The following is a 12,354-nucleotide window of genomic DNA, read 5'->3' on the forward strand; positions in this document are numbered from 1 at the left end:
TATTCTTATGAAAACAACAAAACTATTTATGAGTGCGGCTGTAGCCGCAACGCTGTTTTTTGCAGCTTGTTCACCAAAGGATGGGGACATTCAAACCGCTGTAAAAGCTAAAGAAGCTGCTGAAGTTAGTGTAGCTGTCACAAAGGGTGAAGTTACTTTAACTGGTGAAGTTGCTGATGAAGCTGAAAAAGCTAAAGCCGAAACAATTGCTAAAGCTGAAAAAGGCGTAAAATCGGTAGTGAACAATCTGACTATTAAACCCGTATTGTCTTCAGCGCCTGTTGTAATCGCAGATGATTCAACGCTGATTAAAAATGTAGCTGACGCAGCTAAAGATTTCCCTACAGTTCAAACCTCAGTTAAAGACGGAGTAGTTACTTTAAAAGGTGAAATCAGCAAGTCTTCACTGGTGAAATTAATGCAACAGTTGTCTGTATTAAAACCTAAGAAAATCGATAACCAATTAACTGTTAAATAAGCTGAACCATGGCATTACAAGATAAATATAAGGCATTAACTGACGCTGCAACTGCGGCTGGAATTTCTGATCTTGCGGTACGTGAGCAGGATGGCGTATTGTATATAGATGGAACTGCGGCTGATGGCGCAACTAAAGATCATCTTTGGGATGTTTATAACCAAATCGATCCCAATTTTGCGGGTGGAGATTTAGTTTTGAATGTAAATGTTGCAGTTGATGCAGCAGTAACCCAGGCTAAAGTGATTACAGAAAGCAGTAACCTGAATATCCGTAAAGGACCAGGTACTGATCAGCCAATAGTTGGTAAGGCGGCACACGGAGAAGTGATTACACTGGTTAACAGAAGTAATGATTTATGGTGGCTGGTACGCACCAATGATGGGGAAGAGGGTTATTGCTATGCAAAATACCTGGAGCCTCAGGCTTAAGTTTTAAAAAAGGAAAGAGCCGTCTCATTTATTTGAGACGGCTCTTTTGTATAATGGGTTTTGATAGTTTATGAAATTATCACCTGTTACTGATTAAAATAATTATAATTTCTAATTAATCCATCATAACCGCTATCTAATTCTTCAATAGCATTACTGGTCAGCTTACCGCTTTCTCTGGCATCACGTAGCGTTTTCTTCGTGCGAAGTAAAAGATTATGGAAGCTTTCATAAAAGTTTTTATAATTTCCTTCCTTATTTGCCTTTTTAGCATTCTCCATGTTCAGAGTCGCATTTTTTGTCTGTGCGCTTTCTAAAGCTGCAAAATCGGCCTGTGCCTTAGCACTGATCTTTGTATAACTATTTGCATTATCTGATAACAAATCAACAAAATTGCGGATGTTCTTCATATCAGTTTTCATCGCAATAATGTATTCTTTAAGCGGGCTATCTTTTAATACAACGATTTCTGCAGCATCAGCAATTTCATTCACCTTTTTCATGAGCACTATTTTTCCGGTATATAACTCTTGTACTGTGCCTCTGATCGTATCAATTAACGCATAACCTTTAGCACCTTTATCATCTTTGTAATCCTGTGCTGTCAGGTAATCCCTCAATTGCTTATAATCGGTATTCATTTTCTCAAACTTCGTGTTGTACTGTGTTACCTGCATTTTAAAATAAGCCTGGTTTTCTTTTCCCAATTCAGGAACCGGGTTTTCAATGGTCACACCATTCATATTGTTAACTGTGAATTTTACCACATGAGGATGAATGATTCCGAGGAACCCAAATTTATCTTCCGGATTTTTTAAAGCGCTTTCGATTTTTTCTGTGTTTCCGAGAATATTTTTTAAGTAGGCATTATGGCTGTTAGCCATGTCTACCACAAGGTTCGTATACTCAATAACACGGCTTGCAGTATCTGCCGCACCAAATTTTGCAGTCTCCGATGTGGAGTCCTGGGTATTCTTGTCTTTTTTCTTTTGGTCTTTACAAGAAACTGTCGTGAGCAGTAGTGCTACACAATAGGATGTATAAATAATAGTTTTTTTCATAGGGTAAATGATTGATGAATGGCAAGGTAAAGATATTTTTCTATACCAATAAATTGGGTGGGTTAAGGAAAATGATAACTCGTCTCTAAAGTTTTTAATGTATTACAATTATAATAGCTTAATAGAATTCATGTTATTTTAATGATAGTATTATAAGCCGGACATTTGTCGTGTTAAACAAATGATATTATACAAAATGGAACGTAAAAAATTTATACAGGCAGCAACTCTTGGTGCTGCCGCAGTACTTACAGGCAGTGCAATTTCTTTAAATGCTAAAACTAAAAACATGGAAAATACATCTTCAAAAAATAAAGGATTCAGCAGAGCTAATCATGTGGGAATCGTAGTTGCAAATCTTGACCGGTCTATAGCTTTTTATGAAGCACTGACAGGTCTTAAAGTAAATAATGTCGATCAGATTGGAGGAGACAGGATGGCACAGGTACTGGGTTTGAAAAAAACATTGATTCGTTATGCTAATCTTCATCTTGAAAATATCAACATGGATTTATTGGAATATGAGCAGCCTGAACCTGTTAAAGCGCATTATGATAACAATCAAATCAGCGCGATGCACTTATGTTTTGAAGTTGATAATATTCAGGATGCAGTGAAACGTTTGAAAGATGCAGGAATAAAACTATCCGGAGAGCCTATAATTTTTGAAGCTGCTGATGGTTTGAAAGCTGGTTTTGGTACTGCAGTAGCTTATTTTGATGATCCTGATGGGACACATCTGGAGATCATTGAGCCACAAGGCCCTTTCAAAAGAGCACCAATGCAGCGTCAAATGCTATAACAGCTGGCTTTGATGGCGTAGAGCTTCATGGGGCAAATGGATATTTGATAGAGCAATTTTTGAATCCGTTCATTAATGATAGAACAGATGAGTATGGTGGTTCAATAGAGAACCGGAGCCGATTTTTACTGGAAGCGATTGATGCAAGCATTACTGAAATTGGTGCAGAAAAGGTAGCGGTACGGTTAACTCCTTATGGTGGTTTACATGAATTACCACAATATGATGAAATAGAAGAGACTTATGCCTATCTGGCTGCGGAACTTGGAAAACGTGGAATCATTTATATTCACCTGATGGATCAGAAAAGCCGGGGTAGTTTTGCTTTGCCAGATGGGTTTTTAAAACGTTTCAGAACAAATTTTAATGGGATTATTATCCTGGCAGGAGGGATGGACAAGGAGCTTTCTGAAAAATATATTAGGGAAGGTTTGATTGATCTGGCTGCTTTTGGGGAAGCATTTATTGCTAATCCTGATTTAACAGACAGGTTAAAGTATGGTTATGAACTTGCTTTACCAAACCGTGATTTACATTATGGTGGTGCGGAACACGGCTATACAGATTATCCTGTTTACGCAGGAAAAAGTTAATGCTAACAAAGCATAGTTAGTTATATAAATTCTATTTTAATATAAAATTGATAAGGGCCGGTTTTTATTGACAAAACCGGCCTTTTATAATCTTATTAGTTCTTGCAATTATAAGAAAATGAGGAAGGGGTATAGGTATTAGCAGATCCTGGATTTAAATGATATAACTTGATGATATTTCCTTTTTTATCCAGTTCATAAGTATAAATATTTATATTTTTTGGAGAGGCAATGATTTTGGATACCAGGTTTTTCGAGCTTTTCCCCATATATTTGAGTACTACAGGTGATACATCATCACCTGGTGGTATATATTCATAGGCGATAAAGAAGTTTTCTTTGAAACCCATATCATTGTATTCGATGGTGATATTTCCATCAGGAAGAACAATACCGTTTTTTTCAGTTTCAATGACTTTAGTTAAGTTCCCTCCGGTATAAACCAGTTCCCTTGAATATGCTAACTGATTTCTGACAAAATAATTAATCTTGCTAAGATACCCGTCCTTATTATAACTATAATACAATTGAAATTCTCCGGAATAGTTATTGGATTCAACGATTCTGCCTTGATTATCTAATTTGTAGATTTTGGTGAATTTTGATCCCCCGGTATTTGTGAATGTTTCAATAATCTGGCTGTTACTGTAAGTGAATGTAGCGCTGCTTTCTTTGAGAGGTGCATATTTACTGATCATCTTTATCACTCTTCCCTGATCATCTGATTCGAATGTTTTATCAGCAGGGAAATAATAATCGTAACCAATTTGATGATTGCTTTGTGTCAGGAAGCAGCTTTCTGCTTTTAAAGGTGGCTTTTCTTTTTTGCAGGAACTTATTATAAAAAAGAAAATTATAAAGATTGACAGGTGTATTTTATTCATCCGTAGTTAAAATATTTGATGCCAAAGATGCGTTTTTAAATCTTGAACTCAAATTTTCAACGATTATTTTAAGCTGGTTGCTGATTGACTTTAAAATTGTCAATTGTAATAATTTTGAGGCATTAAGTTTTTTTTAATGTGATAGAATAATCTTTTAATACACCTTTTTTCATAAGGGTAGAATTATGGTTTCTTTAAATGTCCACCAATACACTAGATTAAAGGAAATGCTTAATTTACATGAAGTTATAGCCTGATTTTTGTTTAGGTTTTTGCGTAAAAGTGTATACGGGTCAAGCTTTGTTTTTAGGAATAAAATTGGAATATTTAAGAGATATAACCAATATAAAGGACATGTGTGCTATGAAGAGATACCTAAACATGTTTCAGAATGCTCCGGTTGCTATGGCAATACTGGATGCAAAAACCCTAAGGCTCGATTCGGCAAATTCTGCTATGCTGCAACTTTTGAGGAAAGAGAAATCTGTAGTGGGCAGAAAACTGCTCGATTTTCTTCCTGAAATTGCTGAACAACCCTATCCGGAGCTAATTTATGAGGTAATCCGTACCGGGAAAGCACATAGCGAAATAGGAGCTAAGTTCTACTCTGTGCACAATGGCAAGGCCGAGACAGTTTTTGTAGATTACAGTTACACACCAATTTTGGGTAAAGATAGTAAGGTCGTCTCAGTTTTGGTGGTCGGGACAGATGTGAGTGAGCGGGAAATGAGCAAACAGTACAGGTTAGAAGCAGATCGTAATTTACGCGCACTTGTGATGTCGGCCCCTGTAGCAATGGCTGTATTCAATGGTTTTGATTTTCAGATTCAATCTATCAATGCCAGAATGCTGGATTTATGGGATAACAATCATAAAACGTGCATCAGAGAGTTAGAACATGTTTATCATAACGGTGTATCTTTTACTTCAGAAAGTAATCAAATATGCTATAGTTATACCCCTTTGAGGGATGACAAGGGTAATACAACCGGGGTGGTCATGGTTGGGAACAAAAAAGAATAAGCGGGTCCGGTGGTTATCAGATTTTGAGTAACGCTGATGTTTTTATTATCTATCAGATTTTCAATGGTTATCAGATTTTCAGTAGTTCAAGATAAGGATCACCGGTCAGCTTCAATAACCGGGCAAAGGCGGGCTCTGTTTTATAGCCTTGTTCTTTGAGTTTAATAATTTCTGCTCTGAATGATTCACCGTATTCAATCAGCAATTTATTTTCAACCAGCATATGCCGGTAGCCTGCCTGTTCACGGGTAGGTATAGTTTGTCCGAATATTTCGATTTCCCAGTCGCCAGCAATCAGTTTAGCCAGAACCACTTCCTGATTATTCACCACTTTTTCCTCCAAGCTGAAATTTTTGAATAGTGAAAAAGAATCAGCTAATAACTTCTTAAACTCTTTTTTATCCTGATAACAACAGATAATATCAAGATCGCTGCTGCTGATAGCTATGGCAATCGGAACAGTTCCAACCAGGATAGGATCATAGGATTGAAGGATTTCGAGAATCAAATGCTCTTTAAGTACCGCATAAGCATCTTTCTGCCGCACATTACCAGTTGCTAAATAAGAAATGGAATCAAACTTCATAGGAGCTGGGATTAAACTTTATAAGCTGGCTCAAAGCTATCATTAATGCGGAAGGTTTTTAAAAGGTTGCAGACATAATAGTTCGCTTAAAAGGATAAAATACCGGCGATTCTTTAAATTCCTTTCTTAATCTTGCTTTATAAGTCGCAATAAAGCTTTGCTTAATGTCTTCAGATAGCTTTTCTACATAAGGAAGCATGGCTGTCCCGGAAACCCAGTCAAATAAGGCATCTGCATCTTTTAATATATGGGGATATATCTTTTGATAAACGGTAATTTCAGTGCCTCCATGGTTGAAAAATAATTGACCGTATTTCTGGATGTCGAGCACTGGGGATACCCTTATAAAGCCGTTTAATGCGGATGCAAATGGTGGGGTGGTGGCAATATCTATTAACGTAGTATGGGTGAAATGGGTATGGTTTGAGGGGATTTGTACCACGAGCTGTCCACCTGGTTTAATACAGGAAATGATTTTCGGATACAGCTTTTCATGATCACCGACCCATTGTATAGCTGCATTGGAAAAAATCAGGTCAAATTTTTCTCCTGTGGCAAGCTGCTCCTCTATGGAACTTTTCTTAAAGCTCACCTGGTCATTTTGGAATTCGGCAGCATCGTTCAGCATTTCCTGCGAAGAGTCTATTCCGACAACTGTTGATCCTGGTAAAGCGTCTGCGAGTTTCCTGGTCAGTTCTCCGGTTCCACAACCCAGGTCTATTACTTTTAAAGCTGGCTTAACTTTGACCAACTGTATTAAATCATAAAAAGGGCCAAAGCGTTCTTGTTTGAATTTGTTGTAAACATCCGGATTCCATGCCATAATAAGTTGATTAAAATTATATAATCATAACGTAATTGATTTCTGTTTTCGTGTTGATTTGATATTATTAAATGTTTCGCCCCGTTGGGCAGGATTAAATATACCACGCATTTTAAGTAACGGATGTTAACAGGCTCTAAAATTTGACATTATCAATAGGAAGATAAAAAGCGGTGAATTGATCTTTTAAGTACCTTGGGAAACCCTTCAGGGGGAATTCTATTATACACAAACGAAATTATAATATATCATGAAATTTTTTATAAATGAACCCGATCAGATTGTAAATGAAGCTATCAATGGATTATTAACGAATCCTAAATTAGCGAGGTTAGATTCCTTTCCTGAGATACGTGTTGTCATTCGTAAAGATTGGGACAAGTCAAAAGTGGCGGTTATTTCTGGTGGTGGCTCTGGCCATGAACCAGCACATGCAGGTTTTGTAGGCAAAGGGATGCTGACTGCTGCAGTATGCGGAGATATTTTTGCTTCACCTACTGTGGATGCTGTTTTATCAGCTATTTTAGCGGCGACAGGGCCAATGGGTTGTTTGTTGATTATTAAAAATTATACAGGTGACCGTCTTAATTTTGGCCTGGCAGCAGAACAGGCGCGCGCTTTAGGTTATGAAGTGAAAACAGTCACTGTTGATGATGACATCGCCCTTGGCCAGGACGTGAAAAAGCGCGGTTTGGCAGGTACTTTATTTGTACATAAAATTGCCGGACAGTTAGCTGAGGAAGGAAAGTCATTAGCGGAAATTGCTGAAATTGCTCAGCAGGTGATTGACCGTACAGCTTCTATTGGCCTTTCGCTTACTGAATGTCAGCATTTAGGGCAGCAGACGACCTCCCGTTTAACGGATGAGCAGGTAGAATTAGGTTTGGGAATTCATGGAGAGCCAGGCATAGAGGTAATCCCTTACGCTCCGGCAGATCATTTAATGGCCCTGGCTATTGAAAAACTGGAAGCTGGTTTACCTGTTGATAACAGCAGATATGCAATGATATTTAATAACATGGGCAGTGTAAGCCCTATCGAAATGAGCTTACTGGTCAATTCTTTTAGCCATACCAAATTAGCGGCTAAAGTAGATTATATGGTAGGGCCCGCGGCTTTAATGTCTTCTATTAATATGAGTGGTTTCTCAGTTTCGGTATTGCGGTTGAATGAGGAAATTGAAAAGGCGTTACTGGCAGAGTCAGAACCTTCTGCATGGCAGATTCAAGCTTTTCAGCAGCCAGCAGAAATCAGCAGTCCTGAGCTTCCGGAAACTATTCCTTACGAAGCTTCTGCAAATGCAAAGGTTAAGCAGCTGATAGAACAGACTGGTGCTTTACTGGTTGCGATAGAGAAAGAAATTAACGGGCTGGATGCTAAAGTTGGGGATGGTGATGCAGGGTCTACTTTCGCTTTAGCGGGTAAACGTTTATTACTGGTTGCAGATAAACTTCCGCTGAATGATACAGGCAGGTTGCTGCTCACTATTGGCAGGATATTATCCAGAGAAGCTGGCGGATCAAGTGGAGTTCTATTGTCAATTTTATTTACGGCTGCGGGTAATTCTTATTCAAAAGATCCTGATTTGGGAAAAGCACTTTTGCAGGGTTTGCAGAAGGTGAAAGATTATGGTGGGGCAAAAGTAGGTGACAGGACTATGATTGATGCTTTAGAACCTGCATTTGAAGCGCTGGCTAAAAATGAATCTGTTTCCGCTGCTGCTGAGCAGGCGCGTAAAGGAACTGAATATACAAAAACGATCACGAATACTAAATTTGGAAGGTCTTCGTATCTTTCTGAGGCAGTACTGAAAAATATTCCTGATCCGGGTGCGGAAGTGATTGCCAGAGTTTTTGAAAAAATCGCTTCACTAAAATAAGACAGTATTAGAGTTTATTAAAGAATCTGATCCTGATAAGCAGGATCAGATTCTTTAATGTCTTAAATTGCGGCTGCTTTTTATAACCATTTTACCATGCACCAGATATTAAGGGAACATATAGAAAAGATCGTACCGCTGAGTGAGGATGAGTTTGCCTTTGTGTGTACCCATTTTACTGTTAAAAAATTTAAGAAACATCAATTCCTGATTCAGGAAGGTGAAGAGGTAAAGTATTCTTATTTTGTGATTTCCGGACTTTTAAAATTGGTGCATACTGATGATACGGGTAAAGAGCGCGTTGTTTCTTTTGCGATGGAAGACTGGTGGGAGAGCGATTATTATGCTTATTTCACGCAGACAAGGGCGACCATGTCTTTAGAATGTCTGGAAGATACCGAAGTCTTATGTCTTTTACTCGAAGACTATAAAAAGTTATGTGATGATTTGCCGAAGATGCAGCGTTTCTTCCTTGAAAAAGCGAATTATGGTTTTATCGGCTCACAACGGCGTATTATATCCTGGTTAACGTCTAATGCGAAAGAGCGTTATGAACAATTAACTAAACAATATCCTTCACTTATCCAACGCGTACCCAAGAGTCTTCTTGCTGGTTACCTGGGCGTTTCGCGCGAAACCTTAAGCAGGTTATCTCCTTAGTGTGACTTAGCTCACTTTTTAATCGTGAGGTTTGTCAAGAGTCAATTCCGGGTGTTATTCACAAATTTGCAGTACAGATTTAAACTGCAATGATGAAGAAAGGCAACATACTATTAGCATTTCTATTGATAACTGGTGTACCTGTATGGGCACAAACTCAAAACACAACTCAAATGGAGAAAAGAATTATTAATCCCTGGAAATGGCAGGATGAACGCAGTTATGTACAAGCTGTTGAAGTGAAAAATGTAGAAAGTACACTTTATGTTTCAGGACAGACGGCTATAAGTGCAGATGGAATATCGAGCAACGAAGACATGAAGTCTCAGTTAATTCTGGCCTTACAGAATCTGGAAAAGGTTATTGGCGAGGCCGGATACGAATGCAAGGGGATAGCCCGGTTAAATATCTATACCACTTCTACAGCAGAGCTATGGCCGCATTTTGATATTTTTCAAGATTGGATAGCCAAACATGGTGTTAAGCCTGCGCTTACGTTGTTAGAAGTGAAAAGCCTTTTTGAAACTTTAAAGGTTGAATTGGAAGCGACAGTGGTGAAATAAGAAGTTAAAATATGGATCGTAAAAAGAGGTTGTATCATTTATCTTAAAATGATACAACCTCCTTAAGATAAATGATACCATCTTTTTTATGATCTGTCATAATCATAATTGATCATCCACTGAACGCCAAACTGATCATTGAACATTCCAAAGAAAGCACCCCAGAAAGCTTTTTCCAGAGGCATGGTAACTATTCCGCCCGCTGAAAGGCCATTGAATAATTTGGTAGCTTCTTCTTCACTTTCTGCTTGAATAGCAACATAAGCATTGTCACCTTTGTTGATTGGCCCATATGATTTCGGTCTGTCACTTCCCATTAAAATACTTCCAGGACCAATTGGTAATGAAATGTGCATGATTTTATTGAGTTCGCTTTGATCAGGCTGATATTCTTGCGGCATTGCATCAAATCTGGATACGACACTAAATTCACCGCCAAATACTGATTTGTAGAAATTAAATGCTTCTTCGGTATTCCCGTCAAAGTTTAAATAAGGATTAACTGCTGCCATGGTTTATGATTTTAGATTTGTTTGTTGTATCACAAATGTAAAAGCATTTTTATGTTTTGATAGGGTATGAATTAGCCAATATTAGTGGTTGTTTGCGACTAAGAATTCAAGTATATTGTAGTTGGATCAATAACAACTACTGAGATGGAAATGACTGGTTTTTTGGAAAAGTATAGACCCACAGCTACAGAAGTGGTTAATGAAGAGTTAGTTAACCGCTATGCTCACGTCCTTCCTTCGAGTATGATTGAATTGTGGAGAACAAAAGGGTTGGGCAAATACAATGACGGATTGATTGAAGTCATCAACCCTGATGATTTTCAGGATGATCTGGAACGGACGCTGGGCAGGAAAGCTTCAAATTATGTTCCGATAGCGATCAGTGGTTTCGGGGAATTATTTTATTACAGAAAATTAACAGCTGTGGATGAGGATGTTTGTGTCTTCGATCCGCATTATAATCAGATTGAAACCTGTGTCTGGAGCCTGACGGATTTTTTTAACGGGTATTTATGTGATGATGATATTATAAAAGAGGTACTAAGGCTGGAACTGTTTAAAGCTTCACTCCAAAAAGAAGGGACGCTTGCTCAAAATGAGATCTTCTTTTTTGTTCCTGCATTAGCATTGGGCGGGGCAGAAAGCATTGAGTTTGTACAAAAGGGGAATTGCCAGGTTCATTTAAGCCTCTTATTTCAAGCTTAACCCATTAAATATAGCTACAGCTTAATATAAAGTGTAGTCAATAAAAAGAATACCTGATGTTCGTTTTGTTTCTTACATTGCGCTATTAATAATAGTTATGAGAAAATTTATTGCTGCTTTTCTGGTTGTAACCTGCGTTACTTTGTCGGCTTTTAGTCAGTCATCAGTTCCTGATGAAGCTTTTGAGCAATCTTACCAGGTTTCTATTCAATCGGTTATAGCTGCTTACAACAGGAAGGATTATGTTGCATCGAACGCAGAACTTGTTAGGTTTCTTCAAAAATTCAAGGTACTTTCTGCTGATATAAAGCAAAAGTATAAGGGGGCGCTTGTCAATCAATATTATAGTCTTTCTTGTGTCAATGCTTTGAGTGGCAATAAAAATAAGGCAATATTATATTTAGATAGTGCAGTACAGAACGGTTTTGGCAATTATAAAAATATGATGGCCGATACTGACCTCGATGGTTTGCGTGGCGATACACAATTTAAAACAGTTGTAGAGAAAATCAGGGCAAGGGGGGATTACAGTTATATCCTTCAAAAATCGGGTATGTATGACCAGAAGGATAAAAGGGTAGCACTGAAGTTTACCTATCAGGATTCGAATGCACCTGAACTGGTTAAATTCAGAAAAAATTATAAGCTGGATTCTGTTAGTGGAAATGGCGATGAAACATCCAGGTTCAAGAACCTGTTATTTTGGGTGCATAATTCAGTAAAGCATGATGGTAGTATTGATAATCCAAAAAATAAAAATGCAGTGGATCTCCTGGAGATTTGTAAAAAAGAAGACCGGGGATTGAACTGCAGGATGATGGCGACTATACTCAAAGATGCTTACCAGGCAATGGGGTATAAATCCAGAATGGTTACCTGCATGCCCAAAGATACAACCGATCTGGATTGCCATGTAATTACGATAGTCTGGTCTGAAAAGATGGATAAGTGGGTATGGATGGACCCTACATTTAATGCTTACGTGAGCGATGCTCAGGGGACGCTCCTCAATGTAGAAGAAGTAAGAACGAAATTAATTGCAGGGGAGCCACTGGTTTTAAACGAGGATGCAAACTGGAACAATAAGAAGAAGTATACCAGGGAATATTATCTGGATTATTATATGTCAAAGAATTTATACTGGATTAGTTGTGACGTTAAAAATGAGTGGGACGCAGAGACGCGGAGCGCAGGAAAACCACTTATTGAGGATATTCATTTATATCCGGGTGGATTTAGCAAGATCAAAGGAGATAAACTGAGTGACCAGACCGGGATCACTTATGCCACCAGTAATGCAGCATACTTTTGGGCTAAACCCGGCAAATAAACCGAACTGCTGTAATTGTTCCAT

15 protein-coding genes are annotated in these 12,354 nt (G+C 38.2%); 10 read left to right on the plus strand and 5 right to left on the minus strand.

What is annotated here, in order from left to right; translation table 11 throughout:
* The first annotated feature begins 7 nt into the window (after positions 1 to 7).
* Complete coding sequence (locus tag LY11_RS18725; RefSeq protein WP_111635173.1) at positions 8 to 478, plus strand: BON domain-containing protein; 471 nt, start codon at positions 8 to 10, stop codon at positions 476 to 478.
* Between the two features lie 8 nt (positions 479 to 486).
* Positions 487 to 909, plus strand: coding sequence for an SH3 domain-containing protein (locus tag LY11_RS18730; protein WP_111635174.1), 423 nt, complete (start codon positions 487 to 489; stop codon positions 907 to 909).
* 86 nt (positions 910 to 995) lie between these two features.
* Here the strand turns inward: LY11_RS18730 and LY11_RS18735 are convergent, their stop codons facing one another.
* Positions 996 to 1,970: a hypothetical protein gene (locus LY11_RS18735; protein ID WP_111635175.1), complete on the minus strand. Its 975-nt coding sequence runs from the start codon at positions 1,968 to 1,970 to the stop codon at positions 996 to 998.
* Between the two features lie 181 nt (positions 1,971 to 2,151).
* Here LY11_RS18735 and LY11_RS18740 point away from each other — a divergent pair, with 181 nt between their 5' ends.
* Both LY11_RS18740 and LY11_RS18745 read left to right on the plus strand, forming a co-directional pair.
* Positions 2,152 to 2,772 carry a VOC family protein gene (locus LY11_RS18740; protein WP_245952830.1) on the plus strand — a complete coding sequence of 207 codons (621 nt, stop codon included), beginning with the start codon at positions 2,152 to 2,154 and terminating at the stop codon, positions 2,770 to 2,772.
* On the plus strand, positions 2,769 to 3,365 hold the full coding sequence (locus LY11_RS18745) for an oxidoreductase (RefSeq protein WP_111635176.1): 597 nt from the start codon (positions 2,769 to 2,771) through the stop codon (positions 3,363 to 3,365). Before LY11_RS18740 ends, LY11_RS18745 begins: the two co-directional genes overlap by 4 nt.
* Before the next feature lie 95 nt (positions 3,366 to 3,460).
* Here LY11_RS18745 and LY11_RS18750 read toward each other — a convergent pair whose 3' ends face one another.
* A complete protein-coding gene (locus LY11_RS18750; protein ID WP_111635177.1) occupies positions 3,461 to 4,249 on the minus strand; it encodes a DUF4595 domain-containing protein in 789 nt (262 codons plus the stop codon).
* 363 nt (positions 4,250 to 4,612) lie between these two features.
* On the opposite strand from LY11_RS18750, the gene LY11_RS18755 reads away from it, so the two are divergent.
* Entirely contained in the window at positions 4,613 to 5,272 is a 660-nt protein-coding gene (locus tag LY11_RS18755) for a PAS domain-containing protein (RefSeq protein ID WP_170132721.1), read from the plus strand.
* Between the two features lie 70 nt (positions 5,273 to 5,342).
* On the opposite strand, the gene LY11_RS18760 is transcribed toward LY11_RS18755, so the two are convergent.
* Positions 5,343 to 5,858, minus strand: a complete 516-nt coding sequence (locus LY11_RS18760; protein ID WP_111635179.1) for a DUF4269 domain-containing protein — start codon at positions 5,856 to 5,858, stop codon at positions 5,343 to 5,345.
* A 58-nt stretch (positions 5,859 to 5,916) separates the two neighbouring features.
* The gene (locus LY11_RS18765) at positions 5,917 to 6,681 is read right to left on the minus strand and encodes a methyltransferase domain-containing protein (RefSeq protein WP_111635180.1); all 765 of its coding nucleotides are present in this window, start codon (positions 6,679 to 6,681) and stop codon (positions 5,917 to 5,919) included.
* 250 nt (positions 6,682 to 6,931) lie between these two features.
* Here LY11_RS18765 and LY11_RS18770 point away from each other — a divergent pair, with 250 nt between their 5' ends.
* From LY11_RS18770 to LY11_RS18780, 3 genes are all read left to right on the plus strand, one after another.
* Positions 6,932 to 8,560, plus strand: a complete 1,629-nt coding sequence (locus LY11_RS18770) for a dihydroxyacetone kinase subunit DhaK (RefSeq protein WP_111635181.1) — start codon at positions 6,932 to 6,934, stop codon at positions 8,558 to 8,560.
* A 96-nt stretch (positions 8,561 to 8,656) separates the two neighbouring features.
* Positions 8,657 to 9,220, plus strand: coding sequence for a Crp/Fnr family transcriptional regulator (locus LY11_RS18775; RefSeq protein WP_111635182.1), 564 nt, complete (start codon positions 8,657 to 8,659; stop codon positions 9,218 to 9,220).
* A gap of 89 nt (positions 9,221 to 9,309) precedes the next feature.
* Positions 9,310 to 9,783, plus strand: coding sequence for a RidA family protein (locus LY11_RS18780; RefSeq protein WP_245952832.1), 474 nt, complete (start codon positions 9,310 to 9,312; stop codon positions 9,781 to 9,783).
* Between the two features lie 86 nt (positions 9,784 to 9,869).
* On the opposite strand, the gene LY11_RS18785 is transcribed toward LY11_RS18780, so the two are convergent.
* Positions 9,870 to 10,295: a VOC family protein gene (locus tag LY11_RS18785; RefSeq protein ID WP_111635183.1), complete on the minus strand. Its 426-nt coding sequence runs from the start codon at positions 10,293 to 10,295 to the stop codon at positions 9,870 to 9,872.
* 162 nt (positions 10,296 to 10,457) lie between these two features.
* On the opposite strand from LY11_RS18785, the gene LY11_RS18790 reads away from it, so the two are divergent.
* A complete protein-coding gene (locus tag LY11_RS18790; protein WP_170132722.1) occupies positions 10,458 to 11,000 on the plus strand; it encodes a T6SS immunity protein Tdi1 domain-containing protein in 543 nt (180 codons plus the stop codon).
* 97 nt (positions 11,001 to 11,097) lie between these two features.
* Positions 11,098 to 12,330 carry a TPR end-of-group domain-containing protein gene (locus LY11_RS18795; protein ID WP_111635185.1) on the plus strand — a complete coding sequence of 411 codons (1,233 nt, stop codon included), beginning with the start codon at positions 11,098 to 11,100 and terminating at the stop codon, positions 12,328 to 12,330.
* Positions 12,331 to 12,354 lie beyond the last annotated feature (24 nt).

Origin of the sequence: Pedobacter cryoconitis (assembly GCF_003259615.1) — a bacterium.
Classification (GTDB): domain Bacteria; phylum Bacteroidota; class Bacteroidia; order Sphingobacteriales; family Sphingobacteriaceae; genus Pedobacter; species Pedobacter cryoconitis.

Bases quoted from the DNA above. Each gene is read 5' to 3' on its own strand.
- LY11_RS18755 (WP_170132721.1), top strand. From the start codon at position 4,613: ATGAAGAGATACCTAAACATGTTTCAGAATGCTCCGGTTGCTATGGCA.
- LY11_RS18750 (WP_111635177.1), bottom strand. From the start codon at position 4,249: ATGAATAAAATACACCTGTCAATCTTTATAATTTTCTTTTTTATAATA.
- LY11_RS18760 (WP_111635179.1), bottom strand. From the start codon at position 5,858: ATGAAGTTTGATTCCATTTCTTATTTAGCAACTGGTAATGTGCGGCAG.
- LY11_RS18785 (WP_111635183.1), bottom strand. From the start codon at position 10,295: ATGGCAGCAGTTAATCCTTATTTAAACTTTGACGGGAATACCGAAGAA.
- LY11_RS18795 (WP_111635185.1), top strand. From the start codon at position 11,098: ATGAGAAAATTTATTGCTGCTTTTCTGGTTGTAACCTGCGTTACTTTG.
- LY11_RS18740 (WP_245952830.1), top strand. From the start codon at position 2,152: ATGATATTATACAAAATGGAACGTAAAAAATTTATACAGGCAGCAACT.
- LY11_RS18765 (WP_111635180.1), bottom strand. From the start codon at position 6,681: ATGGCATGGAATCCGGATGTTTACAACAAATTCAAACAAGAACGCTTT.
- LY11_RS18735 (WP_111635175.1), bottom strand. From the start codon at position 1,970: ATGAAAAAAACTATTATTTATACATCCTATTGTGTAGCACTACTGCTC.
- LY11_RS18730 (WP_111635174.1), top strand. From the start codon at position 487: ATGGCATTACAAGATAAATATAAGGCATTAACTGACGCTGCAACTGCG.
- LY11_RS18775 (WP_111635182.1), top strand. From the start codon at position 8,657: ATGCACCAGATATTAAGGGAACATATAGAAAAGATCGTACCGCTGAGT.
- LY11_RS18770 (WP_111635181.1), top strand. From the start codon at position 6,932: ATGAAATTTTTTATAAATGAACCCGATCAGATTGTAAATGAAGCTATC.
- LY11_RS18780 (WP_245952832.1), top strand. From the start codon at position 9,310: ATGATGAAGAAAGGCAACATACTATTAGCATTTCTATTGATAACTGGT.
- LY11_RS18725 (WP_111635173.1), top strand. From the start codon at position 8: ATGAAAACAACAAAACTATTTATGAGTGCGGCTGTAGCCGCAACGCTG.